22 protein-coding genes are annotated in these 26,259 nt (G+C 70.8%); 13 read left to right on the plus strand and 9 right to left on the minus strand.

Annotated features, from left to right (window positions below):
* The first annotated feature begins 62 nt into the window (after nucleotides 1-62).
* Both HCC61_RS19700 and HCC61_RS19705 read left to right on the plus strand, forming a co-directional pair.
* Nucleotides 63-425, plus strand: coding sequence for a DUF3817 domain-containing protein (locus HCC61_RS19700; protein ID WP_169137522.1), 363 nt, complete (start codon nucleotides 63-65; stop codon nucleotides 423-425).
* Complete coding sequence (locus HCC61_RS19705; protein ID WP_169137153.1) at nucleotides 422-721, plus strand: MTH1187 family thiamine-binding protein; 300 nt, start codon at nucleotides 422-424, stop codon at nucleotides 719-721. The genes HCC61_RS19700 and HCC61_RS19705 overlap by 4 nt, the downstream gene beginning before the upstream one ends.
* 102 nt (nucleotides 722-823) lie before the next feature.
* Here HCC61_RS19705 and HCC61_RS19710 read toward each other — a convergent pair whose 3' ends face one another.
* Nucleotides 824-1,909 carry a DUF5937 family protein gene (locus HCC61_RS19710; RefSeq protein WP_169137155.1) on the minus strand — a complete coding sequence of 362 codons (1,086 nt, stop codon included), beginning with the start codon at nucleotides 1,907-1,909 and terminating at the stop codon, nucleotides 824-826.
* A 187-nt stretch (nucleotides 1,910-2,096) separates the two neighbouring features.
* On the opposite strand from HCC61_RS19710, the gene HCC61_RS19715 reads away from it, so the two are divergent.
* The 5 genes from HCC61_RS19715 (at nucleotide 2,097) to HCC61_RS19735 (ending at nucleotide 7,940) form a co-directional block, all read left to right on the plus strand.
* Nucleotides 2,097-3,554, plus strand: coding sequence for an MFS transporter (locus HCC61_RS19715; RefSeq protein WP_206322738.1), 1,458 nt, complete (start codon nucleotides 2,097-2,099; stop codon nucleotides 3,552-3,554).
* A 21-nt stretch (nucleotides 3,555-3,575) separates the two neighbouring features.
* Complete coding sequence (locus HCC61_RS19720) at nucleotides 3,576-4,085, plus strand: MarR family transcriptional regulator (protein ID WP_169137157.1); 510 nt, start codon at nucleotides 3,576-3,578, stop codon at nucleotides 4,083-4,085.
* 118 nt (nucleotides 4,086-4,203) lie between these two features.
* Entirely contained in the window at nucleotides 4,204-4,536 is a 333-nt protein-coding gene (locus HCC61_RS19725; RefSeq protein ID WP_169137159.1) for a DUF3817 domain-containing protein, read from the plus strand.
* 169 nt (nucleotides 4,537-4,705) lie between these two features.
* Complete coding sequence (locus HCC61_RS19730; RefSeq protein WP_169137161.1) at nucleotides 4,706-6,406, plus strand: methylmalonyl-CoA mutase family protein; 1,701 nt, start codon at nucleotides 4,706-4,708, stop codon at nucleotides 6,404-6,406.
* A 259-nt stretch (nucleotides 6,407-6,665) separates the two neighbouring features.
* Nucleotides 6,666-7,940: an APC family permease gene (locus HCC61_RS19735; protein ID WP_346777287.1), complete on the plus strand. Its 1,275-nt coding sequence runs from the start codon at nucleotides 6,666-6,668 to the stop codon at nucleotides 7,938-7,940.
* Nucleotides 7,941-8,698: 758 nt separating this feature from the next.
* On the opposite strand, the gene HCC61_RS19740 is transcribed toward HCC61_RS19735, so the two are convergent.
* On the minus strand, nucleotides 8,699-9,334 hold the full coding sequence (locus tag HCC61_RS19740) for a TetR/AcrR family transcriptional regulator (RefSeq protein ID WP_169137162.1): 636 nt from the start codon (nucleotides 9,332-9,334) through the stop codon (nucleotides 8,699-8,701).
* Nucleotides 9,335-9,809: 475 nt separating this feature from the next.
* Between HCC61_RS19740 and HCC61_RS19745 the strand changes: the two genes are divergently transcribed.
* The 4 genes from HCC61_RS19745 to HCC61_RS19760 all read left to right on the plus strand — a co-directional run bounded on the left by HCC61_RS19745 (nucleotide 9,810) and on the right by HCC61_RS19760 (nucleotide 14,089).
* Entirely contained in the window at nucleotides 9,810-10,778 is a 969-nt protein-coding gene (locus HCC61_RS19745; RefSeq protein WP_169137163.1) for a tetratricopeptide repeat protein, read from the plus strand.
* Between the two features lie 643 nt (nucleotides 10,779-11,421).
* The gene (locus HCC61_RS19750; RefSeq protein WP_169137164.1) at nucleotides 11,422-12,039 is read left to right on the plus strand and encodes a DUF6230 family protein; all 618 of its coding nucleotides are present in this window, start codon (nucleotides 11,422-11,424) and stop codon (nucleotides 12,037-12,039) included.
* Nucleotides 12,040-12,150: 111 nt separating this feature from the next.
* Nucleotides 12,151-12,786, plus strand: coding sequence for a DUF6114 domain-containing protein (locus HCC61_RS19755; RefSeq protein WP_169137165.1), 636 nt, complete (start codon nucleotides 12,151-12,153; stop codon nucleotides 12,784-12,786).
* A gap of 145 nt (nucleotides 12,787-12,931) precedes the next feature.
* The gene (locus tag HCC61_RS19760; protein WP_240969131.1) at nucleotides 12,932-14,089 is read left to right on the plus strand and encodes a hypothetical protein; all 1,158 of its coding nucleotides are present in this window, start codon (nucleotides 12,932-12,934) and stop codon (nucleotides 14,087-14,089) included.
* A gap of 205 nt (nucleotides 14,090-14,294) precedes the next feature.
* Here HCC61_RS19760 and pyk read toward each other — a convergent pair whose 3' ends face one another.
* The 3 genes from pyk to pta form a co-directional block, all read right to left on the minus strand.
* Nucleotides 14,295-15,722 carry a pyruvate kinase gene (pyk, locus tag HCC61_RS19765; protein ID WP_169137166.1) on the minus strand — a complete coding sequence of 476 codons (1,428 nt, stop codon included), beginning with the start codon at nucleotides 15,720-15,722 and terminating at the stop codon, nucleotides 14,295-14,297.
* Nucleotides 15,723-15,806: 84 nt separating this feature from the next.
* Nucleotides 15,807-17,186, minus strand: a complete 1,380-nt coding sequence (locus tag HCC61_RS19770; protein WP_346777288.1) for an acetate kinase — start codon at nucleotides 17,184-17,186, stop codon at nucleotides 15,807-15,809.
* A gap of 993 nt (nucleotides 17,187-18,179) precedes the next feature.
* Nucleotides 18,180-20,306, minus strand: a complete 2,127-nt coding sequence (gene pta, locus HCC61_RS19775) for a phosphate acetyltransferase (RefSeq protein ID WP_169137167.1) — start codon at nucleotides 20,304-20,306, stop codon at nucleotides 18,180-18,182.
* A 349-nt stretch (nucleotides 20,307-20,655) separates the two neighbouring features.
* Here pta and HCC61_RS19780 point away from each other — a divergent pair, with 349 nt between their 5' ends.
* On the plus strand, nucleotides 20,656-21,681 hold the full coding sequence (locus tag HCC61_RS19780) for an ATP-dependent 6-phosphofructokinase (RefSeq protein WP_169137168.1): 1,026 nt from the start codon (nucleotides 20,656-20,658) through the stop codon (nucleotides 21,679-21,681).
* An 87-nt stretch (nucleotides 21,682-21,768) separates the two neighbouring features.
* Here the strand turns inward: HCC61_RS19780 and HCC61_RS19785 are convergent, their stop codons facing one another.
* Nucleotides 21,769-22,182, minus strand: a complete 414-nt coding sequence (locus HCC61_RS19785; protein WP_169137169.1) for a DUF1398 family protein — start codon at nucleotides 22,180-22,182, stop codon at nucleotides 21,769-21,771.
* 110 nt (nucleotides 22,183-22,292) lie between these two features.
* On the opposite strand from HCC61_RS19785, the gene HCC61_RS19790 reads away from it, so the two are divergent.
* Nucleotides 22,293-22,763: a MarR family transcriptional regulator gene (locus HCC61_RS19790; RefSeq protein ID WP_169137171.1), complete on the plus strand. Its 471-nt coding sequence runs from the start codon at nucleotides 22,293-22,295 to the stop codon at nucleotides 22,761-22,763.
* A 76-nt stretch (nucleotides 22,764-22,839) separates the two neighbouring features.
* On the opposite strand, the gene HCC61_RS19795 is transcribed toward HCC61_RS19790, so the two are convergent.
* The 3 genes from HCC61_RS19795 to HCC61_RS19805 form a co-directional block, all read right to left on the minus strand.
* Nucleotides 22,840-23,757 (minus strand): carbohydrate ABC transporter permease, encoded by a 918-nt coding sequence (locus HCC61_RS19795; RefSeq protein WP_169137173.1) that lies wholly within the window; start codon nucleotides 23,755-23,757, stop codon nucleotides 22,840-22,842.
* Between the two features lie 6 nt (nucleotides 23,758-23,763).
* A complete protein-coding gene (locus tag HCC61_RS19800; RefSeq protein WP_206322768.1) occupies nucleotides 23,764-24,597 on the minus strand; it encodes a sugar ABC transporter permease in 834 nt (277 codons plus the stop codon).
* Nucleotides 24,598-24,695: 98 nt separating this feature from the next.
* On the minus strand, nucleotides 24,696-26,081 hold the full coding sequence (locus tag HCC61_RS19805) for an extracellular solute-binding protein (RefSeq protein WP_169137177.1): 1,386 nt from the start codon (nucleotides 26,079-26,081) through the stop codon (nucleotides 24,696-24,698).
* Nucleotides 26,082-26,259 lie beyond the last annotated feature (178 nt).

The following is a 26,259-nucleotide window of genomic DNA, read 5'->3' on the forward strand; positions in this document are numbered from 1 at the left end:
TGTGCATCTCTTCACAAAATGATCGAGGTCGTCCCGTGTCCATTCTGGAAACCCCGACCGGCCTGCCTCCGAAGTCGGTCTCCGCCCTTCGCCGTCTCCGCCTCGTCTCGGTCCCCGAGGCGATCTCGTTCCTGGTGCTGCTGGGCTGCTCCGTGCTGAAGCGGACCACCGACTTCAACGCCGTCCCCGTGATGGGCGCCGTGCACGGCGTGCTCTTCATCCTGTATCTGCTCTTCTGGGCCGACGCCTGGAACCGCGTGCGCTGGTCCGTCGGCCGTGCCGCCCTGCTGTTCGTCCTGGCCGTGCTGCCCTTCGGCGGCTTCTTCGCCGACAGGGTGCTGCGCCGCGAGACGGAGGCCGGCGTGATCGCCGCCCGCGCCCGCAAGGAGGCCAACGCCCGGCCCTCGAACGTGGAGCGCCGATGATCGTCGCCTTCTCGGTGACGCCGCTCGGAGTCGGCGAGGACGTCGGCGAGTACGTCGCGGAGGCGGTACGGATCGTCCGCGAATCGGGGCTGCCGAACCGTACCGACGCGATGTTCACGTCGCTGGAGGGCGACTGGGACGAGTGCATGGACGTGGTGCGCCGGGCCGTCGCCGCGGTGGAGCGGCGGGCGCCGCGCGTATCGCTGGTGCTGAAGGCCGACATCAGGCAGGGCGTGACGGACGGGCTCACCGCGAAGGTCGAGTCGGTGGAGCGGCAGCTCGACGGTCGGGGCTGAGGCTCGACGGTCAGGGCTGACGGGTGCCGTCGCCTGGGCCTGTGCTGTTCTCGGACCTGTGCCGTTCTACGGGTCTGTGCCGTTCTACGGGTCTGTGCCGTTCTACGGATTTGTGCGGCTGTCCGGGCCGGTGCCGCCGTCCGGGATCGCGCCATCCTCCGGTGGTGCGCCGTCGTCCGTGCGTCTGCCCGCGCCGCCGACCAGCGCGATGCCCAGCGGCGTCCGCTCGTAGAGCACCCGGTGACGAGCGCGGCGCGAGGTCAGCAGTCCCGCGTCGCGCAGTGCCGACAGATGCGCCGACACCGACGAGGGCGCGAGGCCGAGCCGCCGCGCGAGCGACGACGTGGAGGCGGGCTCCTCCAACTCGCCCAGTACGGCTGCCCGGTTGGCGCCCAGCAGCCGTGCCAGAGCCTTCGCCGAGCCGGGCGCGGGCCGCTGCCACAGTCCGCCGACACCGCGCGCCGGATAGATCACGGTGGGCTGCCAGGGAGGCTCGAAGCCGCTCGCCATGTCCGGCCAGACGAACACGCTCGGCACGAGCAGCACCCCGCGCCCGCTCAGCTCCTGCTCGATCGTCTCCCGCAGATTGGTGCGTATCCACAGCGTCCCGTCCCGCCAGTGCAGTTCCTGGTGCAGATCCGCGAACAGCTCCTCCAGGCCGCCCTCGGCCAACTGCCGTGTGCGGTGGGCGATGTCGGCCTCCAGCAGATCGCGGAGGCGGGGCCAGTCCGGCGCGATGAGCGCCTTCCAGGCACGCTCGACGGCGTCGGCCAGCTCCTGCACGGCACGCGCCGGGTCCTCCAGCATCGCCAGTCCGCGCGCTGACTCGGCGGCGCCGGGGGTGGCCGCCAGCGCGCGGGCGATCTCGTCCCGTGCCAGCGCGGGGTCGACCGCGCGTACGCGGTCCAGCTCGTCGTCGAACGAGGCGGCCGAGCCGGTGCCGCGGTTCGCTTCGGGCGGCGGGTTGAGGAAGTCCGGCGAGTAGCCGCGCCGCGGCTTCAGCAGCCACAGGGCGGCCAGATCCAGTTCTTCGACGGTGTCGTGTACGCGGCGCAGCCACGGCAGGTGGTAGGCGGGCTGATCCGTACGGCGCACGGCGCGGATGGCCGCGTGGGTCTCGCACAGCGGAGAGAGCGCGAAGCGGCAGCGCAGCAAGTCGTCGGTGCCGAACCGCAGATGCAGTGGCATGACCGCGCCCTCCCCGCTCTCCGCGCCCTCCCCGCTCTCCGCTGCCTCCCCGCTCTCCGCTGCCTGCCCGGGCTCTGGGACGTGCCTTCGCGCGATGAGGCCGCGCTGCCGGTCCGTCCCCGCTTCCGTCGATTCGCGGTGTGCCGAAAGACTAGAGAGGCCGCCGGCGCGGCGACAGTCTTCCGTCATGACCTCTCAGCACGGCTACGGCGCGGTCCTCCGGGTGCGCGAATTCCGCTTCGTCTTCGCCGCGCACGTCCTCTCCCTGCTGGGCGCGGTCGTATCGCACGTCGCGCTGCCCGTGCTCGTGTACGCGCAGACCGCCTCGCCCCTGATGTCCGCCCTCACCTTCGGCCTGGGGTTCATGCCGCAGGCGCTGGGCGGGGCGCTGCTCGCGCCCGTCGCCGAGCGTCTACGGGCGCGGCCGGTGCTCATCGGCTGCGATCTGGTCTGCGCGGTGAGCGTCGCGGGCATGGCCGTGCCCGGTATGCCGCTGGCCGCGCTGCTGGTGCTGCGTGCGGTGACGGCCTTCGTGCAGCCGCTGTTCGGGGGCGTACGGGCCGCCGGGCTCGGCGAGTTCCTGAAGGGCGACGCCTTCGTGCTGGGGCGTTCGCTGATCAGGATCTCCGCACAGGGGGCGCAGATCGCGGGCTTCGCGGCCACGGGGCTGCTGCTGGTGGTGCTGCCTCCGCGCGGTGCGCTGCTCACCACCGTCGCCGGGTTCCTGGCCTCGGCGACGCTGCTGCGCGTCGGCACGGCGGACCGTCCGGCCGCGGTGCGGGACCCGGCGGCGGACGGCGCGCGGACCGGGGCGGGCGGCGGAGGGCGGGGCGGCATCCGCGCCGTCGGCACCCGCGCCCGCGGCTCGGTTGCCCCCGGCACCCGTGCCCTCTTCGCCGACCGCCGGATCCGGGCACTGATCCTGCTGAACTGGTTGCCTCCCGCCTTCCTCGTCGTACCGGAGGGACTGGCCGCCCCCTACTCCGAGGAGATCGGGGCGGGGCCCGCGGGCGTCGGGCTGCTGCTGGCGGCCATGCCGGTGGGCGGTGTCGCGGCCGAACTGGCCGCGGGCGCGCTGCTGAAGCCGCCCGCACGGGAGCGGCTGGTGCTGCCCCTCGCCTGCTGCCTGCTGCTGCCGTTCCTGCTCTTCGCCTGGCGTCCGGGACTGCCGCTCGCGCTGGCGGGGCTGCTGCTCGCGGGCTCGGGCATCGCGTACACGCTGGGGCTCGACCGCTGGTTCTTCGACGCCGTCCCCGAGGAGCTGCGCGCGCGTGCCATGACGGTGATGACGGCGGGGCTGATGACCGTGCAGGGCGTGGGGATGGCGGCCGGGGGAGCCGCCGCCGAGTTCATGGCGCCGCACTGGGCGATCGTGGCGGCCGGGGCCGCGGGCACCGTGTGCGTGACGGCCGCCGTCCACGCGGTGTACGCCGCCCGGGCCCCGCGTCCGGCACCGGCCGCCACGATCGCACCGGCCGTACGGGACCTGCCCGCCGCGACGCCCGCACCTCCCGCACCTTCCGAACCTCCCGCACCTCACGCACCTCCCGCACCTCCCGCACCCGCCGTGCCCGCCGTCCCGGACACGGACCGCCGGGAGAGCGCCGAGGGACCGGTCCCCGAGACGCCTATGGGCGACATGTGAGCGCCCACTAGGGTTTACCGCGTGCCGAAGCCGCTCAGTCTGACGTTCGACCCCATCGCCCGCGCCGACGAGCTCTGGAAGCAGCGCTGGGGATCGGTGCCGTCCATGGCCGCGATCACCTCGATCATGAGAGCGCACCAGATCCTCCTGGCCCAGGTCGACGCGGTGGTCAAGCCGTACGGACTGACCTTCGCCAGATACGAGGCCCTCGTGCTGCTGACCTTCTCGCGGGCCGGCGAGCTGCCGATGTCGAAGATCGGCGAGCGGCTGATGGTGCACCCCACCTCGGTCACCAACACCGTCGACCGGCTCCAGCGGTCCAGGCTGGTGTCCAAGCGCCCCAACCCCGACGACGGGCGCGGCACCCTCGCCTCCATCACGGACAAGGGCCGCGAGGTGTGCGAGGCGGCCACACGGGAGCTGATGGCCGTCGACTTCGGGATGAGCGCGTACGACGCCGAGGAGTGCGGCGAGATCTTTGCGATGCTCCGGCCGTTGCGCGTCTCGGCGCAGGACTTCTCGGAGGAGTAGCCGGGCAGCGGAACCGGTCCGGCGGCGGGCCCGCCCCCGGTCTGCCCGGCCGGGCCCGCCTCCGGGATGCCCGGGGGCGCCCGGAAGGACCGCGGATCGGGCGGTTACGCTCGTGCCCATGAAGAAGTCCGTGCTGACCCGGTACCGGGTGATGGCCTACGTCACCGCCGTGATGCTGCTCGTGCTGTGCACCTGCATGATCTTCAAGTACGGCTTCGGCACCGGCGAGGATCTGACCTTCGTGGTCTCCCAGATCCACGGCGTGCTCTACATGATCTACCTGGTCGTCGCCTTCGACCTGGGCCAGAAGGCCCGCTGGCCGTTCGGCAGGCTGCTGTGGGTGCTGATCTCCGGGACGATCCCGACCGCCGCCTTCTTCGTGGAGCGCAAGGTCGTACGGGAGGTCGCGCCGCTCGTCGAGGACGGGCGGACGGCCACGGCCGAGGCGTAGACCGCGTAGACCCGGGCCCGCCGGGCGCCCGACGGCCCTGCCGCCGAGGCCGGCGCGGGCCGTGTCACACCGCTCGCGCGCACCGCGCACCCCTCCTTTCGAACCCTGTCGCAGACAACCCCCGAAGCTCGGTCGACAACTAGTAGGACGTCCAAGTAAATTCGACGGTATGGACGCTCACGCGATCGAGGAGGGCCGCCGCCGCTGGCAGGCCCGCTATGACGCCGCCCGCAAGCGCGATGCCGACTTCACCACCCTCAGCGGCGACCCCGTCGCGCCGGTCTACGGGCCGCGCACCGGGGACACGGTGGAGGGGTTCGAGCGGATCGGCTGGCCCGGCGAGTATCCGTTCACGCGTGGCCTCTACCCCACCGGCTACCGCGGACGTACGTGGACCATCCGCCAGTTCGCGGGCTTCGGCAACGCCCGGCAGACCAACGAGCGCTACAAGATGATCCTGGACTCGGGCGGCGGCGGCCTGTCCGTCGCGTTCGACATGCCGACCCTGATGGGCCGCGACTCCGACGACCCGCGCTCGCTCGGCGAGGTCGGCCACTGCGGCGTCGCCGTCGACTCCGCCGCCGACATGGACGAGCTCTTCGCCGGGATCCCGCTCGGCGAGGTCACCACGTCGATGACCATCTCCGGTCCCGCGGTGCCCGTCTTCTGCATGTACCTCGTGGCGGCGGAGCGGCAGGGCACCGACCCCGGCTCGCTCAACGGCACGCTCCAGACGGACATCTTCAAGGAGTACATCGCCCAGAAGGAGTGGCTCTTCCAGCCCGAGCCCCATCTGCGCCTGATCGGCGACCTGATGGAGCACTGTAGCCGCAACATCCCTGACTACAAGCCGCTTTCGGTCTCCGGCTACCACATCAGGGAGGCCGGTTCGACGGCTGCGCAGGAGCTCGCGTACACGCTCGCCGACGGCTTCGGATACGTCGAACTCGGCCTGAGCCGCGGCCTGGACGTCGACACCTTCGCACCCGGCCTCTCCTTCTTCTTCGACGCGCACGTCGACTTCTTCGAGGAGATCGCCAAGTTCCGTGCGGCGCGCAGGATCTGGGCGCGCTGGATGCGTGAGGAGTACGGGGCGAGGAGCGAGCGTGCGCAGTGGCTGCGCTTCCACACGCAGACGGCCGGGGTCTCGCTCACCGCGCAGCAGCCGTACAACAACGTCGTACGCACCGCGGTCGAGGCCCTCGCGGCGGTGCTCGGCGGCACCAACTCCCTGCACACCAACGCCCTCGACGAGACACTCGCGCTGCCCAGCGAGCAGGCCGCGGAGATCGCGCTGCGCACCCAGCAGGTGCTGATGGAGGAGACCGGGGTCACCAACGTCGCGGACCCGCTGGGCGGTTCGTGGTACATCGAGGCGCTGACCGACCGCATCGAGGCCGACGCGGAGAAGATCTTCGAGCAGATCAAGGAGCGCGGCCGCCGTGCCGTGCCCGACTCCAACCACCCCATCGGGCCGATGACTTCGGGCATTCTGCGCGGCATCGAGGACGGCTGGTTCACCGGCGAGATCGCCGAGGCCGCCTTCACGTACCAGCGGGCGCTGGAGAAGGAGGACAAGAAGGTCGTCGGCGTCAACTGCCACACCTCCTCCGTCACCGGCGAGTTGGAGATCCTGCGCGTCAGCCACGAGGTCGAGCACGAGCAGGTGCGTGCCCTGGGCGCGAGGCGCAAGGAGCGTGACGAGGCAGCCGTTTCGGCGGCCCTCGCGCGGATGATGGAGGCCGCCCGCGGCGACGCGAACATGATCGAGCCGATGCTGGACGCGGTGCGCGCGGAGGCCACGCTCGGCGAGATCTGCGGCGCGCTGCGGGACGAGTGGGGCGTCTACACGGAGCCGCCGGTCTTCTGACGGCGTGGATCGCTCCGGACCGGGCCGGAGCGTTCGTGACGGCTCCCGACAGCCTTCTGGCGTAGCTCCGGCATGCTTCGGCGGGCTCCGTCCGGGCGGCGGCGTCTGCCCGCCGCCGCCCTGCCGGCTGCGGGCCGCGACGCCCGGGCGCGGACGGGCAGGCTCGTACGATGTACGCCCGTACCAGAGCAGACCCGGCCCGTGCCGCGCCGAGTCCGGCGCCCGAACGGCAGGCGGCGGGCCGTACAGGGAGCCGTACGTGAACCAGACACCGGACGGTGCCGCACGCCCGCAGGTGCGGCTGACAAGGCAGCTCGGACTCTTCGACGCCGTGGTCCTCGGCCTCGGCTCGATGCTCGGCGCCGGGATCTTCGCGGCGCTCGCGCCCGCCGCCCGTGCCGCCGGCTCCGGACTCCTGGCAGGCCTCGCGCTGGCGGCCGCCGTCGCGTACTGCAACGCCACGTCCTCGGCCCGTCTCGCCGCCCGCTATCCGGAATCCGGGGGCACCTACGTCTACGGCCGCGAGCGGCTCGGCGACTTCTGGGGGCACCTCGCCGGATGGGCCTTCGTGACGGGCAAGACGGCGTCGTGCGCGGCGATGGCGCTGACCGCCGGGTCCTACGCGTGGCCGGAGCAGACGCACGCGGTGGCCGTGGCCGCGGTGGTGGCGACTACGGCGGTGAACCACGCCGGGGTGCAGAAGTCGGCATGGACGACCCGTGCGGTGGTCGCCCTCGTACTGGCCGTACTGGCCGCCGCGGTGACCGCCGTGCTCACCTCCGGCGCGGCGCGCCCTGAGCGGCTCGCATCCGGCGAAGCACCCACCTTCCACGGGGTGTTGGAGGCCGCCGGCCTGCTCTTCTTCGCCTTCGCCGGGTACGCGCGCATCGCCACCCTCGGCGAGGAGGTCCGCGACCCGGCACGCACCATTCCGCGCGCGGTGCCGCTCGCGCTGGGCATCACGCTGGCCGTCTATCTGGCGGTCGCGGTCGCCGTGCTGGCCGCCCTGGGCGGCGGGGGAACGGCGGGCACGGGCACGCCGCTGGCGGAGGCCGCGCGGGCGGCGCGTGTGGCGGGCCTGGAGCAGGCCGTACGGGCGGGCGCCGTCGTCGCCGCGCTCGGGGCCCTGCTGACCCTGCTACTCGGCGTCTCCCGCACGGTCCTGGCCATGGCACGCGACCGCCATCTCCCGCACGCGCTCGCCGCCGTCCACCCCCGCTTCCGGGTGCCGCACCGCGCGGGCCTGGCGGTCGGCGCCGTGGTGGCGCTGGTGGCCGCGACCACCGATGTACGGGGTGCCATCGGCTTCTCCTCCTTCGGGGTGCTCGTCTACTACGCGATCGCCAACGCGTCGGCGTGGACCCTCGGTTCGACGGCTGCGGGCGGCTCGTCCGCCTGGCGCCGCCGCGTCGTCCCGGCACTCGGCCTCGCCGGCTGCCTGGCCATGGCCTTCGCCCTCCCGCTCCCCTCGGTCGTCGCGGGCGCCGCGTCCCTTGCCGTGGGCGCCGCGGCCTTCCGGCTCCACCGCCGCTGACGGTGCGGCTGCGCCGCGGGGGCCCGACACGCGCCCGTCCCCTTCGCGCAAACCGCCCCTTGTCTCCGCCGCGACGGTGCTTAACCCCGACGGTGGGGTCCGGCGGTGCCGAACTCACCGGCAGGGCGGGTGTGTTGTTGTGGGGAGGGGTTGTCCGGGGGTGTGGCCACCGCCCCCTTGTCTCCGCCGTGACGGTGCGCAACCCGGACGGCGGGGTGCGGCGGTGCCGAACTGGCCCGCGGGGCGGGTGTGTTGTTGTGGGGAGGGGTTGTCCGGGGGCCTGGCTACCGCGCCCCCTTGTCTCCGCCGCGACGACGCGCAACGTAGATGGCGTGGCCCGGCGGTGCCGAACTGGCCTGCGGGGCGGGGTGTGTTGTTGTGGGGAGGGGTTGTCCGGGGGTGTGGCCACCGCCCCCTTGTCTCCGCCGCGACGGCGCGCAACCCGGACGCCGGGGTCCGGCGGTGCCGAACTCACCCGCGGGGCGGGTGCGTTGCGGGGGGCGTCGCTCACGCCCCCATCTCCGCCGTGACGGTGCGCAACCCGGACGCCGGGCCCCGGCGGTGCCGAACTCACTGGCAGGGGCGGTGCGTTGCGGGGGGCGTCGCTCACGCCCTCGTCTCCGCCGCGACGGCGCGCAACCCGGACGCTGGGGCCCGGCGGTGCCGAACTGCCGCACACACATGGACGCGCACACACACGCGCGCGCAACCGCGCGCCACCGTTCGCCCCCGCCCCGAGGGGCCGGTAAAGGCGCCCGTCAGGGCGCCCCCGCGGAGGCCTCCGCCAGACCGTGGAGGATCAGCGTCGTGAAGCGGCTCGCCCAGTCCGCGTCCACCGGTTCCCCGCTCACCAGCGTCCGGTGGACCACCGCGCCGGCGATGACGTCGAAGATCAGGTCGACGAGCCGGGCGTCCTCCTCCGGATCGGCCGCGTCCGGCGGCAACTCACCGCGCGCCTGGGCCCGTTCGCGGCCCTGGAGGACCAGCCGCTTCTGCCGTTCGACGATCGCCTCGCGGATGTGCTCCCGCAGCGCGGGGTCGTGCGTGGACTCCGCGACGACGGCCATCAGGGAAGCGTTCGTACCGGGCCGTTGCAGCATGTCCCCGAAGGCGAGGACCACGGATTCGACGTCGGCCTGGAGGCTTCCGCAGTCCGGCAGTTCGAGTTCGTCGAAGAGCGCGGCGACCGCGTGGACGACGAGTTCGCCCTTGTTGGACCAGCGCCGGTAGAGCGTGGTCTTCGCGACACCCGCGCGCGCCGCGACGTACCCCACGGTGAGCTTGCTCCAGCCCACCTCGACCAGCGCCTCACGGGTCGCGTCCAGGATCGCGGCGTCGGCCTCGGTGCTGCGCGGCCTGCCCGCGCGACGGGGAGAGGGGGCGGATGAGGGCATGCCGCCAGACCATACCGGCCGGTCAGCGGCACCGGGCAAACGGATCCGGACCGCCCGCACCCGCGCATCCCACCCGAGCCCGCGCACCCCTCCGCAACCCCTTCCGCACCCGCGCCACCCTCCCGGGGCCGGAGCCGGAGCCGGAACCGGAGGCGGAAGCCGACCCGGAGCCGGGAACCGCCGTGCCCGTCCCGCCCGTTCCGGTAATGAGCAGGGGGGCTTGCGCGACCGGCCCCCGGACGCGTTACGCTACGGTCCGTATCGGAAAACGGGGATCTCCGGTGCGACGACCACGACCGCGCGCCTGACCACGCGCACCACCGAAGGCACCGCAGCCACGACCGGCATGACAGGCGTGGTGCCCCGGACATCACCACGAGCACACGACCGTCATCACGAGCACACGACCACCGCCGGGACGGGACGGGGCCCCGGCGCGACGCACATCACGGTGGGAAAGGGGGAGACTGGACTCATGCAGCCACGCAACATGTCCATGAGCGGAGTGGTCGACCTCTCCGCGGTGAAAGCGGCCGGTGAGGCCAAGCAGAAGGCAGAGCAGGCCAGGGCGGCACGCTCAGCGGATCCGGGCGGCGGGGCGGGAGCCCCGGTGAGCCTGGTGTTCGACGTAGACGAGGCCGGCTTCGAGGCGGAGGTCCTCCAGCGTTCCGCTGAGGTCCCCGTCGTCATCGACTTCTGGGCCGAGTGGTGCGAGCCCTGCAAGCAGCTGTCGCCCGTGCTCGAGCGACTGACGCGGGAGTACGCCGGGCGCGTGCTGCTCGCGAAGATCGACGCCGACAAGAACCAGATGCTGATGCAGCAGTTCGGCGTCCAGGGCATCCCCGCGGTGTTCGCGGTGGTGGCCGGGCAGGCGCTGCCGCTCTTCCAGGGAGCCGCCCCCGAGGCCCAGATCCGCCAGACCCTCGACCAGTTGATCCAGGTCTCCGAGGAGCGGTTCGGCATCACCGGCGTGCAGGGCGCCCTCGCCGAGGAGGGCGACGAAGAGGCCGCGGAGGCACCGGCGGCGCCGGAGGACCCCGCGCTGGCCGCCGCCCAGGAGGCCCTGGACTCGGGCGACTTGAACGGTGCCGTGCAGGCGTACAAGAACGTCCTGTCGGACGACCCGGGTCACACGGAGGCCCGCGTCGGCCTCGCGATGGCCGAGCTCCTCGCCCGCGTGCAGGACCTGGACGCGCAGCAGGTGCGCAAGGAGGCCGCGGACAAGCCCGCGGACGTGGCGGCCCAACTCCGCGCGGCGGACCTGGACATGGCGGGCGGCCATGTGGAGGACGCCTTCGGCCGGCTTGTGGAGACGGTGAAAAGGAGTGCTGGAGACGACAGGGAGACTGCGCGCCTGCGGCTACTTGAGCTCTTCGAAGTGATTGGTGCGGAGGATCCACGGGTAGTCACCGCGCGTAGTGCCCTTGCACGCGTGCTGTTCTGACGGGCGCTTGCGGTCTCGCACGTGCTGTCACGACAGGTGGTTTTAGCGACATCAGCGGCTGTGTTTTGCCAAAACTTGGTAATCGCAGCCGCTGTTACTCGTAGTAAATGACCTCGCGCGCTTTCTTCTTGGATGTCCGGTTGGTTCCAGGCTTCGTGCCCCGGGGGTGACGACCCTGTGTGTCTGGCCTATGCTGATCGGCCGCCGTCCAGTTATCTGGCCGTTACTCACTGGTAACGCACCCCCTTGTGCGCAGGCTTCGGATGCACCACGATCGGCCAAGCTCGGTCCATCGCCCGCAGCCCGGCAACCATTCGGCGCTTCGCGGACTTTGGATCCCCACCGGGCAGGACCGGCACGCAAACTTGAGCCCCATCCAGCAACATCGCCGGTCTTACGGACAGGGGGGTCTCTGCCGAACCGGCAGGGCCTGTCCGGAAAAGCAGGTTGCGCGAGAGCGTGGCCAGTGGTTGTCGCTCGGGGGTGATCGCCGACAGCTCGGACGTGACGTATACGTACGTCTGTCGATGACGGCGCTCTCCTTCCCGAGGACGTAGCACTTCTCCCATCCCAGGTCAGGGAGCGGGCCGTTCAGGAGCGGTCCGTCCAGGCCGGAGATGTACGTCCGAGAAGGAGGAAAGTCATGGAGTCCCTGGCTCGTGGCGGGACCAGATGGAAGCGGTTCGCCGTCGTCATGGTGCCGAGTGTCGCTGCCACCGCAGCGATAGGTGTGGCACTTTCGCAGGGTGCGCTGGCGGCGTCGTTCAGCGTCTCCGGCCAGCAGTTCAAGGTCACGGCCGACCGTCTGGACGGCAAGGGCTTCGTCCAGTACGGGGCTGTCGACTCGACCAAGGCCGGTAAGAAGCCCGTCGCAGTCGTCGGCTTCAACGAGGCGAAGATCAAGAATCTTTGCCAGTCCGTCGTCGTGCCGGTTCCGGCGTTCGGCGACGTGACGATGAAGCTGAGCGCGGGGGCCGACGCGTCGGCCCCGGTCGAGGCGAAGAAGCTGTACATCGATGCTGATGACATCGGCGCCAACGCCACGTTCAACAACATCGACATCGGCGTCGCGACCGACAGCACCTCGAAGGGCCCCGGTCCGAACAAGGGTGACAAGTACGCGCCCGGTTCGTTCGCCCAGCAGGCAGACAGCGCGACGTTCACGGACGTCAAGCAGCGTGCCTGGGCGACCACCGCCGGCACCTTCAAGCTCAGCGGCCTGAAGATGGGCGTGAAGAAAGGCAAGAACGAGTGCTACTGACAAGCACTCACTGACCGGACGGGTGCGGCGCGGCTGCTCTGTGCCGCCCCGCGCCCGTCCGGTCTGCTCCACCAACGCAAGCTTTTTGCCAGTCCCGAGGAGCTGTACGACATGAGCGCCGAGACGCGACAAAGGCTGACGACCGGATTCGGCCAGAAGCGCAGTTCCTTCCGGGACTGGCGCGGACAGCGCCCGTTCTGGGGCGGACTGCTGACGCTTCTCGCCGGATTTCCGATCGCGTACATCCCGTATCACAACCTCACGTTGGGGTCCTTGACGATCCGGATGTCGACGACGGCGGGCGCAGGCTCGCTGATCATCGGCGTTCTGCTCGTCGTACTCGGGTTGACGATGTGGTTCCAGCCGCACTCTCGGGTCTTTGCCGGTATCGCGGCGATTCTGCTGTCCCTTGTCGCCCTGGTCGTCTCGAACTTCGGCGGCTATGTCATCGGATTCCTGCTGGGTCTGATCGGCGGTGCCCTCGGTGTCTCCTGGGGGCCGGGAAAGCCCCTCGCCAAGCGTGAGGCCGAAGACGACGAGCCTCTGGACGCCGACGACGCGCCTGCCCGCAGGGCGCCTTCGAGTCCGACGTACTCCTCGTCGCCCACCGGCGCGGACAAGGACAAGGGCGCGGACACCGGACGTCTGACGGGCACGGCCCAGGACGACCTTTCAGTCTTTGGAACGGCTTCGTCGACCGGAGCCGCCGATGCGAACCACGGGAACGGGAGGCACCGTGCCGGGTGACGAGGTTCATGAGGAGGCGGTGCCGTCGGCGCAAGAAGCGTCCGACGCCGGCCGGGGAAGAATCGGACCGCGGCACGCGGCGCCGAGGAAGCCGCTGCTGAACCGTCTGCATGTTCCCGCGGGCAAGGCGATAGCCATCGCGGCTATGCCGTCCGCGGTCTTGATGGGGATGGGGCTGACGCCCCAGCTGGCCAGCGCCAAGCCGCTGCCCAAGAACCCCTTCAAGGGCGGCGCCTGTGTGTCTCAGCCCGACAAGGACGAGAACCAGGACAAGGCCGCGAAGGAAAGGCTCGAGAAGGCCAAGGAGAAGGCGGAGAAGGAGAGGGAGAAGCAGCGGGAAGAAGCCGGCAAGGACGGCTCCGACTCCAAGCCCGGTTCCGGCTCGGACTCCTCCAAGCCCGACCCGAGCCCCTCACCGTCCGGTGACAGCGGCGGCAGCGGCGGTTCCGGGGACCCGTCGCCGAGCCCGTCGCCGTCCGACCCCGATGAGGACGACGGCGACGACGACGGCGGCCTGCTGGGCGGCATCGGCGACGCGATCGGCGACGTCCTGACCCCGAAGGAGAAGAAGGAGAAGGCGGCCGAGGAGAAGAAGAAGGAAGAGGAGAAGGCTTCTTCCGACTCCGGCTCCGGGTCGTCCGGTTCTTCGGCCTCCAAGTCGGACAAGCCCGTCGAGGACGCCGTCGGCAAGGTCGGCGACGGCCTCAAGGACACCACCGACAAGCTCGGCAAGGGTGTCGAGGACGTCGGCAAGGGTGCCAAGGACAAGCTGCCTTCGGCGGGCGGCGACGACGAGGCAGGGAAGGACACCGCCCGCAAGGACGGCAAGGACTTCCCCTGCGTCGAGGAGAAGAAGTCCGCCGGCAAGGACGAGCAGACCCCGAACACCCTGCCCAACGAAGCGTGGCGGCTGGAGGCCAGTTCGCTCGGACTGCACGGCCTGGACTACGAGGGCGTCGTCAACATCCGTACTCAGGACGGAAAGACGAAGCAGGCCCTCAAGTTCACCGCCAGCAGCCTCGACATCGGCGACCTGCACCAGATCGTGACGGGCCCGGACGGCACGAACTATCACGTGCGCGCTGCCCAGGGCTCCACCTCCACGGTCAAGGGCGGCAAGGTGACGATGTACACCGAGGAGCTCAAGGGCAATCTGTTCGGCCTGATCCCGATCACCTTCGACCCGGAGCACCCACCGCCGCTGAACATCCCGGAGGCGTACTTCACCAACGTGAAGGTCAAGCAGGCCGGTCAGTTCGGCGGGAACCTCACTGTTCCCGGAATGCACCAGACGATCGACTGAGCAGACCGCGTCGGCCGTACGGGCCGTACGTACGGAACGGGCACGACAGCAGGACCGCACGACAGCACAACAGAACGACTGAAGCGCCACCACAGCAGACTTCAGCCGGGAGCCGCATACAGCAGGGCCCGCGACCTCTCAACGAGGCCGCGGGCCCTGCTACTTGCTCGCCTGCCGCCGGCAGGGAACGCCGGCGGGGCCGGCGTCAGCTCCGGGTGTCGCCCAGGTGGTGCACCCGCACCATGTTGGTGGTGCCGGGAACGCCGGGAGGCGAGCCCGCGGTGATGAGCATCGTGTCGCCCGCGTCGTAGCGCTGGAGCTTCAGCAGCTCCGCGTCGACCAGTTCGACCATCTCGTCGGTGTGCTGGACGTGCGGCACCACATAGGTCTCCACGCCCCAGCTCAGGGTGAGCTGGTTGCGCGTCTCGGGCTCGGTGGTGAAGGCGAGGATGGGCTGGCAGGAGCGGTAGCGGGAGAGCCGGCGCGCCGTGTCCCCGGACTTGGTGAAGGCCACGAGCGCCTTGCCGTCGAGGAAGTCCGCCATCTCCGCCGCCGCGCGCGCCACCGAACCGCCCTGTGTACGGGGCTTCTTGCCCGGCACGAGCGGCTGGAGCCCGCGGCTGAGCAGCTCCTCCTCGGCGGCCTCCACGATCTTCGACATCGTCTTGACCGTCTCGACCGGATACTGGCCGACGGACGACTCGGCGGAGAGCATCACGGCGTCCGCGCCGTCGAGGATCGCGTTGGCGACGTCTGACGCCTCGGCGCGCGTGGGACGGGAGTTGGTGATCATCGACTCCATCATCTGCGTCGCGACGATCACCGGCTTGGCGTTCCGCCGGCACATCTCGATGAGCCGCTTCTGCACCATCGGCACCCGCTCCAGCGGGTACTCCACGGCCAGGTCGCCACGGGCGACCATCACGCCGTCGAAGGCCATGACGACGTCCTCCATGTTCGCCACGGCCTGAGGCTTCTCGACCTTGGCGATCAGCGGGACGCGGCGTCCGACCTCGTCCATGATCCGGTGCACGTCCCGTACGTCGGAGGCGTCCCGCACGAAGGACAGCGCCACCATGTCGCAGCCCATGCGGAGCGCGAAGCGCAGGTCCTCGACGTCCTTCTCTGACAGCGCCGGGACGTTGACCGCCGCACCCGGCAGGTTGATGCCCTTGTGATCGGAGATCACGCCGCCCTCGATCACGATGGTGCGCACGCGGGCGCCGTCCACCTCGACCACCTGGAGGGCGACGTTGCCGTCGTTGATCAGTACGGAGTCGCCCTTGGTGACGTCGCCCGGCAGCCCCTTGTAGGTGGTGCCGCAGATCGTCTTGTCACCCGTGACGTCCTCGGTGGTGATGATGAACTCCTCACCGCGCACCAGCTCCACCGGGCCCTCGGCGAACGTCTCCAGACGGATCTTGGGCCCCTGGAGGTCCGCGAGCACGCCCACGGCGCGGCCCGTCTCCTCGGCGGCCTTGCGGAGACGGTCGTACCGCTCCTGGTGCTCGGGCTGGCTGCCGTGGCTCATGTTGAAGCGGGCCACGTTCATGCCGGCCTCGATCAGCGTCTTCAGCTGCTCGTACGAGTCGACGGCCGGGCCGAGGGTGCAGACGATTTTGGAACGGCGCATGGGGACGATCCTAACGGTTTGTTCAAACGCGGAACGTATCGGGGGTGAAGTGGATCACGAGTGCTTGAGGGGGCCTGCGGGGGGTCAGCGGCGAGCCGCGGAACCCGCCTCGCTGACCAGCGCATAGGTCTGCCGGGCGATCTCCAGCTCCTCATCGGTCGGTACGACGGCCACCGCGACGGGGGCTCCGTCGGGCGAGATCAGTGCGGGCTCCTTCGAGCCTTCGCCGGCCCGCGGCGCCTCGTTGCGGGCGTCGTCGACGGACAGTCCGAAACCCTCCAGGCCCTCCAGCGCGGCCCGCCGTACCGGAGCGGAGTTCTCGCCCACTCCCGCGGTGAAGGCCACGGCGTCCACGCGGCCCAGCACCGCGCAGTAGGCGCCGATGTACTTCTTGAGGCGGTGGATGTAGATGTCGAAGGCGAGCGCGGCGGCCTCATCCCCTTCGTCGATGCGGCGGCGGATCTCCCGCATGTCGTTGTCGCCGCACAGGCCGACGAGCCCGCTCCGCTTGTTCAGCAGCTCGTCGACCTCGTCGACCGACATGCCCGCGACCCTTACCAGATGGAAGACCACGGCAGGGTCCACGTCACCGGAGCGGGTACCCATGACCAGGCCCTCAAGCGGCGTCAGCCCCATCGAGGTGTCCACGCAGCGGCCAGCGCGCACGGCGGAGGCCGAGGCGCCGTTGCCGAGGTGCAGCACGATCACGTTGACCTCGGAGGGGTCCTTGCCGAGCAGTTCGGCGGTCTTCCGGGAGACGTACGCGTGCGAGGTGCCGTGGAAGCCGTAGCGGCGCACCCGGTGCTCATCGGCGGTGGCGGTGTCGATGGCGTACCGGGCGGCGTACTCCGGCATCGTCGTATGGAAGGTCGTGTCGAAGACGGCGACCTGCGGCAGCCGCGGATTGAGGGCGCGGGCGGTGACGATGCCTTCGAGGTTCGCGGGGTTGTGCAGCGGCGCCACGGGGATCAGACGCTCGATCTCCGCGATCACGTCGTCGTCGACGAGCGTCGGCTGGGTGAAGGTCTGGCCGCCGTGGACCACGCGGTGCCCGATCGCGGCCAGCCGCGGGTCCTCCAAGCCGTGGCCGTCCGCCGCCAGTTCCCGCGAGACCGCCCGCAGCGCGGCCTCGTGGTCCGCGAACTCCTCGACGCGCTCCCGGCGTTCATCTCCTGAAGCCGGTGGGGTCTCCCCGCCGGGTGGGGTCTCTCCGCCGTGGGCGGGGGAAGAGTGCGAGTACACGAGGCGCGACCCCTTCTCGCCGATCCGCTCCACGAGGCCCGCGGCCAGCCGCGAGCCGTCGGCCATCTCGATCAGCTGGTACTTGACCGAGGAGGAACCGGAGTTGAGCACGAGGACGCGGGTCGCGGAGTTCGTGGGGGTCGCGGAGTCCGCGGAAGTCGCGGAGTTCGCGGAGTTCGCGGCGGACCCGGGGGTCGGGGGAGACGCGGAGGACGCGGTCACGGGCGGCTCGGCTTTCTGCGGTGTCCTTGGCGGACGGTGGTGTCCTGGCGGACGGCGTGCGGTGGGGGTGGTGCGTGTGCCGCGCGTACGCGCGGACGTACGGGCGCGCATGTGCGAGGCGGCGCGCGCACGACGATATCGCCGCCGCAGACGTCGCGGCGCCGGGGGCGCCAACGCGCTGCCGCGCGAGGCCGCCGGGGGTGTGTGCGGTCGCGCTTGCGCGCAGGCATCTCCGGCGCGTGGCGGCGCCTCGGGCCCCGGGGTGCGCTTGCCGCGCGGCGTGGTTCTTGCGTTCGCCGTCGCGGCGCTGTGCCGCGCTTTCGCGTTCGTATCGTCGGCGGCTCCTCGCGTTGCCGCGCTTGCGCGGGCGTGGTGCTGGTGCGTTGTGACGGTTGGTGCCGGGCTTTGCTCGCGGTGCAAGTCGCGTGGCGCCGTGCTGGGTTCATGGTCGCGGCGTGCTGTCGCGCAGGCCGCCGCGGCGTGTTCGTGTTCGTTGCCGCAACGCGGTGCTGGGGGTTGCCGCGTCGCGACCCCGTCGCGCCGCGCCCGCGCGGATGTGCCCTCAGCGTGCTCGACGCGCCAACCGCCCGGCGCCGGTTGTGTTCGTCGTCGCGGCGTTGTGCCGCGGTCGCCAGGGCGTGCGCGGTCGCGCTGGCGCGCAGGCATGTCCGGCGCGTGGTGGCGCCCCATGCCCGGGGTTTGCTGGCTGCGCTGGCCCACTTGGTGCCGGTTGCGTTCGTCGTCGCGGCGTGTGCCGAGGTCGCCGGGCGGCGCGCGCAGCGCTTGCGCGCTGGCGCGTGGTGGGGCCCGGAAGGCCGCAAGTCGCCTGCGCGCGCGTGGTGCTGGTGCGTTGTGACGGTTGGTGCCGGTTGCGCTTGTCGTCGCGGCGTGTGCCGAGGTCGCCGGGCGGCGCGCGCAGCGCTTGCGCGCTGGCGCGTGGTGGGGCGCGGAGGGCCGCAAGTCGCGTGTTCGCTCCGGCGGTTACGCCGGCCGTCACTCCGGGGCCGAAGGCCCCTCCCGTTGGGACTGGATCGCCGTGATCGCGACCGTGTTGATGATGTCGGAGACGAGCGCGCCCCGTGAGAGGTCGTTGACCGGTTTGCGCAGGCCCTGGAGGACCGGGCCGACGGCGACCGCGCCCGCCGAGCGCTGCACCGCCTTGTAGGTGTTGTTGCCGGTGTTGAGGTCCGGGAAGATCAGCACGGTCGCCCGTCCCGCGACCTGCGACCCGGGGAGCTTGGTGGCCGCGACCGAGGGCTCCACCGCCGCGTCGTACTGGATCGGGCCCTCCACCAGCAGGTCCGGCCTGCGCTCGCGCACCAGCTCCGTCGCCTCGCGCACCTTGTCGACGTCCGCGCCCGAGCCGGAGGCGCCCGTCGAGTACGACAGCATCGCGATGCGCGGTTCGACGCCGAAGCGTGCGGCCGTCGTCGCCGACTGGACCGCGATGTCCGCGAGTTGCTCCGCATCCGGGTCGGGGTTGACCGCGCAGTCCCCGTAGACGAGCACGCGGTCGGCCAGGCACATGAAGAAGACGGAGGAGACGATCGAGGCGTCCGGGCTGGTCCTGATCACCTCGAAGGCCGGGCGCACGGTCGCGGCCGTGGAGTGCGCCGCGCCGGAGACCATGCCGTCGGCCAGGCCCTCGCCCACCATCAGGGTGCCGAAGTAGGAGACGTCCGCGACGACGTCGTGGGCGAGTTCGAAGGTGACGCCCTTGTGGGAGCGCAGCTTGGCGTACGACTCGGCGAAGCGCTCCCGCAGCGGCGAGGACTGCGGGTCGACGGTGCGCACGGACGCCTGTGCCGTGGAGGGCAGTTCGTCCTCGGCGAGCAGGGTGAGGTCGACGCCGAGCTCCGCCGCGCGCTTCCGTACGGCCGTGTGCTCGCCGAGCAGCGTCAGGTCGCAGATGTTGCGGCGCAGCAGCACCTCGGCGGCGCGCAGCACCCGCTCCTCGGTGCCCTCCGGCAGCACGATGTGCCGCCGGTGTCCGCGTGCGCGCTCGACGAGTTGGTGCTCGAACATCATCGGCGTGACGCGTTCGCCCCGTACGACCGCGAGCCGGTCCGCCAACTGCACGGTGTCCACGTGCTGTTCGAAGAGGCCCAGCGCCACCTCTGCCTTGCGCGGCGTCGCCGCCGTCAACCGGCCCTCCAGCGCGAGCAGTTCGGCCGCGGTCGGGAAGGAGCTGCCGGAGACCCCGAGTACGGGCGTGCCCGGGGCGAGCCGTGCCGCGAGAGCCATGGTCTCGGGGCCGGGCAGCTGGCCGAGGGTGAGCAGTACGCCCGCGATGGCCGGGGAGCCCGCCGCATGCGAGGCGAGGGCGCCCACGACCAGGTCGGCACGGTCCCCGGGGGTGATCACCATGCACCCCTCGGTCAGGGCGGGCAGGAACGCGGGCAGGTGGGCGCCGCCGAAGACGAAGTCGCGCACGTCCCGGCCGAGGGCGGCGGGGTCGCCGAGCAGCATGTCGGCGCCGAGCCGGTCCCGTACCTGCGCGACGGTCGGCGCGGAGAGCGCGGGCTCCTCGGGCAGCACGTAGACGGGTTCGGGCAGGCGCCCTTCGAGGAGGCGCGCGGCTTCGTCCCGCTCGGTGCCGCGCACGCGGTTGGCGACCGTCGCGACGACGTCGCAGCCGAGCGAGGCGAAGGCGTGGTGGGCGTTGTGGACTTCCGCTGCGACGGAGCCGGCGTCCTGGTCCTTGCCGGATACGACGGGCAGCACCGCGGCGCCGAACTCGTTGGCCAGGCGGGCGTTCAGGCCGAGTTCGGCGGGGAGCTGGGTGTCCGCGTAGTCGGTGCCGAGCACGAGCACGGCGTCGTAGCCCTCGGCGGCGGCGTGGAACTGCTCGATCAGACGGGAGACCAGCTCGTCCTCGCCGCGTCCCGCCTGGAGCGCCGCCGCCTCCTCGTACGTCATGCCGAAGGCGGTCTCCGTCGGCTGCGTGAGGCGGTAGCGGCTGCGCAGCAGCTCGTGGAGGCGGTCGGGGCCGTCGTGCACCAGCGGGCGGAAGACCCCGACGCGGTCGACCCGGCGGGTCAGGAGCTCCATGACTCCCAGCTCGACGACCTGACGGCCGTCGCCGCGGCCGATTCCCGTCACGTACACGCTGCGGGTCACGGGTGTTCTTCCTCTCGTCGGGGACCGTACGCCCGTGGCCCACGGGCGTGGAATAGTTGTCGCCCGGGGGACCCGGGGCCGAGACGTCACCGGGGCCCGCCTCCCCGCCCGAAGGCGTGCGTGCGAAGGCGTCCCCCATGTCCCTGACCGTACCCGCGGCCACCGGCGGCCGGCCGCGCCGGTGCGGACAGCGGGAGCCGGCGCAGCGGCCGGCGGGGTCCGAGGAGCGGACGGGCTGTGCGACGTGTGTTCAACACATGAAAGACTCGCTCCCGGCTCGACCCATGGATCAGCAGCAGCGGCGGCCCCTACCGCAGGGCCGCTCACCGACCCAGGAGACACAACCCCCATGCGCATCGGAGTCCTCACGGCAGGTGGCGACTGCCCCGGTCTGAACGCCGTGATCCGTTCCGTCGTCCACCGGGCCGTGCACGACCGCCATGACGAAGTGATCGGCTTCGAGGACGGATTCACGGGTCTGCTCGACGGGCGCTACCGCAGGCTCGACACCAACGACGTCGCAGGCATCCTCGCCCGGGGCGGCACCATCCTGGGGTCTGCCCGGCTGGAGCGCGACCGCCTGCGCGAGGCGTGCGACAACTCCGAGGAGCTGATCGAGCGCCTCGGCCTGGACGCCCTGATCCCCATCGGTGGCGAGGGCACCCTGACCGCTTCCCGGATGCTCGCGGACGCGGGCCTCCCGGTCGTGGGCGTGCCCAAGACCATCGACAACGACATCTCCGCGACCGACCGCACCTTCGGCTTCGACACCGCGGTCGGCGTCGCCACCGAGGCCATGGACCGTCTCAAGACCACCGCCGAGTCGCATCAGCGCGTCATGGTCGTCGAGGTCATGGGACGGCACGCGGGGTGGATCGCGCTGGAGGCCGGCATGGCCGCGGGCGCGCACGGAATCTGCATCCCGGAGCGGCCCTTCGAGGTCGCGGACCTGGTGAAGATGGTCGAGGAGCGCTTCTCGCGCGACAAGAAGTTCGCGCTGATCTGTGTGGCCGAGGGCGCCGTCCCGGCCGAGGGCTCCATGCCGTACGAGCGGGGCGTGATCGACCAGTACGGGCACGAGCGCTTCGTCGGCATCGGCAACCGGCTCGCGAGCGAGCTGGAGCACCGCCTGGGCAAGGAGGCCAAGCCCGTCATCCTCGGCCACGTCCAGCGCGGCGGCACCCCCACGGCGTACGACCGCGTACTCGCGACCCGCTTCGGCTGGCACGCGGTGGAGGCGGCGCACCGCGGCGACTTCGGCCGGATGACGGCGCTGCGCGGCACGGAGATCGTCATGACACCGCTGGCGAACGCGGTGACCGAGCTGAAGCGTGTGCCGCAGGACCGCATGGACGAGGCGGAGTCGGTGTACTGAGCGCTGCGCGCGCGGCGCCCGCTCCGAGCGTCGCGTCGGGCGGAGACGCCAGGACCCGCGCAGCGGACGGGACTTGGCGGACACGACTCAGAGGGTCACCGCTGCGTACTCCTCCCGGTAGCTGTCGCCGGACGCTCCGACGTAGGTGCATGTACGGGCCTGGAGGTCGACCTCGTACCAGACGACCCCGGCCCTCCAGCAGCCCCGGACGAATTCCGGGAACGTCGTCTCTCCCGCCTGGTCCGAGCGGAGCGCCGTGACGAGTGCCCCGCTGTCGAAGTCCGGGACGCCGGTCATGCCGGTGATCAGCGGCCCGCCCTGTACGGCGACGGGCCCGTACGCGGTGAGGTAGAGCATCGCGTTCGACGGGACGGCCATCCGGCAGTGTGTGACGCCGTGTTGGCGCAGCGTCTCGGCGAGGTGGGGGAATCCGCCGACGGCGGGGCGGACGTCTTCGGCGCGTTCCAGTGCGGCCCGCAGATTCGTGATCGCGTCGTTCATGGGCGTCTCCGGTGAGTAGTCCCCGGTGAAGGGGCGGGGAGCCGGGACGTCCCCCGGCTACACTGACAACAGATAGTCGAGACGACAACATGTTGTCAATTGGAGGGCGGATGGCCGACGAGATGGCTCTGCTGGTCGCGGACGTCTACGAGGCGGCGGGTGTGCTGCGGCGCTCCGGCGAGGGCGTCGCCGCCGCGGAGGGCCAGACGCAGGCGCGGTGGCAACTGCTCAGTGTCGTCTCCGAGCGGGCGCTGACCGTGGCGCAGGCTGCCCGGCGCCTGGGCATCTCCCGCCAGGGGGTGCAGCGGGTCGCCAACGATCTGGTGGGCGAGCGACTGGCCGCGTTCGAGGCCAATCCCGACCACCGCGGCTCTCCGCTCCTCGGCCTGACGTCCGCGGGGCGGCGGACCCTGCGCCGGATCACCGAACGCGCCGCGGAGGCGCACAGGGCGTGGGGCGAGGGCGTCGCGGAGGACGAGATCGCCTCGGCACGCGCGGTGCTGCGCCGCGTCATCGAGCAGGTACGCCACCACGAGGACGGGGGAGGGGCCAGGGGCGGGGCGGGCGGCCGGTCCGGGTAGCCGAATCGGCCGGTGACCGCCGCGAGTTCACGGACCCGGGGGCGTCACGGGTGCGCGGCGTCCCCGGGAACGCGCGCTAGCCTTTCACCGCTCCGCCCAGTGTGAAGCCGCCGCCCAGCCGCTTGGCGATGAGGATGTAGAGCAGCAGCACCGGTGTCGAGTAGAGGATCGAGAACGCGGCGAGCTCTCCGAAGGCGATGGAGCCGAGGTTGCCGAAGAAGGTGAAGATGCTGACGGACGCCGGGAGTTGATCGGGGCTGATGATCAGCATGAAGGGGACGAAGAAGTTGCCCCACATCTGGATGAAGCTGTAGACGGTCACGACGGCGAAGCCCGGGCCCATCAGCGGGAGGATGACCTTCGTAAGGGCCTGTAGCCAGCTCGCCCCGTCCGTCCAGGCCGCCTCCTCCAGCGCGATCGGCACGCCGTCCATGAAGTTCTTCATCAGCCAGACGGCGAAGGGCAGTTGGGACGTCGCCAGGAAGAAGATTGTGCCGTGCATAGTGTCGATCAGGTTGACCTGCACGAAGAGCCCGTAGACCGGCACCATGACGGCCGTGATCGGCAGGCACGTGCTGAAGAGGATGGTCAGCAGGTACGGGCGCGAGAAGCGTGCCCTGTAGCGGGAGAGCGGATAGGCGGCCAGCGCCGCCGCGGTCACCGTCATCAGGGTCGCGCTGCCGCACAGCACGAGGCTGTTGAGCATCGGCGTGAAGGTGATCTCGTCGGTCAGCACGTTGGAGAAGTTCTCCGTCGTGAGGCCCGACGGCGGTGCGACCTTCATCGACGGGTCGGTGTCGACCGAGGCGAAGACGAGCCATATCAGCGGGAGTACGAACGCCCCCAGGAGGACGAGCAGTCCGAGATCGGCGGCCAGCCGCTGCCGGGTGCCGCGGCTGAGTGCCGCCCCTGGGCGAGGGGAGCGCCGCCGGGCCGCCGGGCCGGCCGAGGCCGCGGCCTTCGTGGCGGCGGGGGTTTCGGAGATGGCTGCCATGCGGTCTCAGACCTCCTCGCGCATCAGGCGCAGATAGACGAGCGAGAAGAGCGCGCCGACCACCAGCAGCAGCAGCGCCACCGCGGTGCCGTAGCCGATGAGCGACTTGTTGAACGCCTGGTCGTACATGAAGATCGGCAGGGTCTGGCTGCGGTTGCCGGGACCGCCGCGCGTCATGGCCCAGATCAGCCCGAAGACGGAGAGCGTCTGGAGGGTGTTGAGCATCAGGTTGGTGCCGATGGAGCGGCGGATCATCGGCAGCGTGATGTGCCACAGCCGCTGCCACGATCCGGCGCCGTCGACCTCCGCGGACTCGGTGACCTCCTTCGGGATCTCCGAGAGCGCCGCCGAGTACACCAGCATCGAGAACGCCGTGCCCCGCCAGACGTTGGCGAACGAGACGGCGATGATGGGCAGGGTGAACAGCCAGTTCTGGGACGGCAGATGGAGGAACGCCAGGATCTCGTTGAGCGTGCCCTCCTTGCTGAAGAAGGTGTAGAGCAGGAAGCCGGCCACGATCTCCGGGAGCACCCAGGCGCAGATCACGACGGACCCCGTCACCGACCGGATGAACCTCGTCGAGCGTGCCATCAGCGAGGCCAGCGTCAGACCGAGCGTGTTCTGGCCGAGGATGGAGGAGATGAGCGTGAAGACCAGCGTGAGGAGGACGGAGTTGCGGAAGTTCTCGTCCGCGAAGGCCTTCTTGAAGTTGTCGAAGCCGACGAAGGACGCCGACGCCTGTCCCGTCAACTGCATGTCCGTGAAGGCGATGTACACGCAGTAGGCGATGGGCCCGGCGAGGAAGAGCAGCAGCAGGACGGTCGCGGGGGCGATGGGCAGCCAGCGCCACGTGTTCTTCCGCTGTACGGGCCGCTGGTCCCGGGGCGCTCCGCCCCGCCCCGGGACCTTGTTGCCGACAGCGGCGAGGTCGGTGGTGCTCACTTCTTGACGACCGCTCCGTCGGTGATCGACTCGAGCTGCTCGTCATAGGACTTCGCCGCCTCGCCGACCGACGCGTCCCCGGTGGTCACGCCCTCCATGGCCTCCTGGATGGCGGTGGAGACCTGGGGGTAGACGGGCAGCGTGGGACGGTACTGGGTGTGCTCGACCCGCTTGGTGAAGAACTTGATGCCCGGCATCGAGTTCAGGTACTTCGGGTCGGCGGCGACGTCGTCGCGTACGGCGATCTGGGCACCGCGCACACACCACTCGACGGCGTTCTTCTTGCTCTGCATGTGCTCGATCATCTGCCAGGCCAGCTCGGGGTTCTTCGACTTCTGAGGAATCGACCAGGTCCAGCCGCCGGACATGCTCACCTCGCCGGGCGCCTCACCGTTCTGGGTCGGCATCGGGGCCATCCCCATCGTCTCGTCCCAACCGGGCCACGGGCTGCCGCCCGTCTTCAGCCACTGCTGTCCGAGCCAGGAGCCGTCGAGGGCTATGGCGAGCTTCTGCTTGGGCAGCAGGTCGGTGACCACCTTGGTCTGCATGGTGGGGCTCAGCGCCTGGTCGACCTCCGGACCGAGGCCCTCGCCGTAGACGGTCTTGACGAAGTTCAGGCTGTCCTTGAACCCCTTGCTGCCCTTGACCCACTTCTTCGAGCTCTCGTCGTACAGCGGGTCCTTGCCGGTGCCGTAGAGCAGCATCTCGAAGCCCTGCATGGCGGCGGCCTCGCTGACCCCCTTGCCCGTGAAGACGTTCAGCGGGATCTTGTCCGGCGCCTTCTTCTTGACCGTACGGGCGGCTTCGAGCACGTCGTCCCAGGTCTTGGGCTTCCAGTCCTCGGGCAGTCCGGCCTTCTTGAAGATCTTCTTGTTGAACCACAGGGCGCGGGTGTCCGTGCCGTCGAGGATCCCGTAGATCTTTCCGTCCTGCCCCTTGGCGGCCGACCTGGCCGTGGAGTCGAACTGCTTCCAGTCGTCCCACTTGCCGGTGTAGTCGTCCAGCGGGCGGAGGTAGCCGCTCTTGATGTCGGAGTTGATGAGGAAGGTGTCCTCGTAGACCAGGTCCGGCGCGGTCTTCGGGGAGCGCATCATCTGCTGGAGCTTGGTGACGTAGTCCTGGGCGGAGGCCTGGATCGGGATGATCTCGACCTTCTTGCCCTTGTGCTCCTTCTCGAACTCCTCGGCCATGTCTTTGACGTAGTTGTCCCGGACGGTGACCTTGTTGTCCGTGTCCTTCGGGAAGGCGATCTTGATGGTGTCCGGATCGCTGCCGGCGCCCCCGCCGCAGGCGGTGAGAGTGCCTGCGGCGAGGACGGCGGCGATGCCGAGGACCATCGGGCTGCTGCTGCGGAGTCTGAGCGTCACGGGCTTCACGGGCATGACCTCCTCGGGCCACGGCCGGGGCGCCGAGGGGGCCGCAGGCCGCGTGGGACGGCTTTGTCCGTACAATCTCCCGGTCCGCCGTGTCCAGGTCAATGGCCGTGCAGACGCGCAGTTCAACACCGTGACAACGTTGTTATCAACGTCGTACGGGCCGTGTTCGGCGCACCCGGACCGT

It is taken from the genome of Streptomyces sp. HNM0575 (assembly GCF_012726265.1).
Lineage (GTDB): Bacteria > Actinomycetota > Actinomycetes > Streptomycetales > Streptomycetaceae > Streptomyces.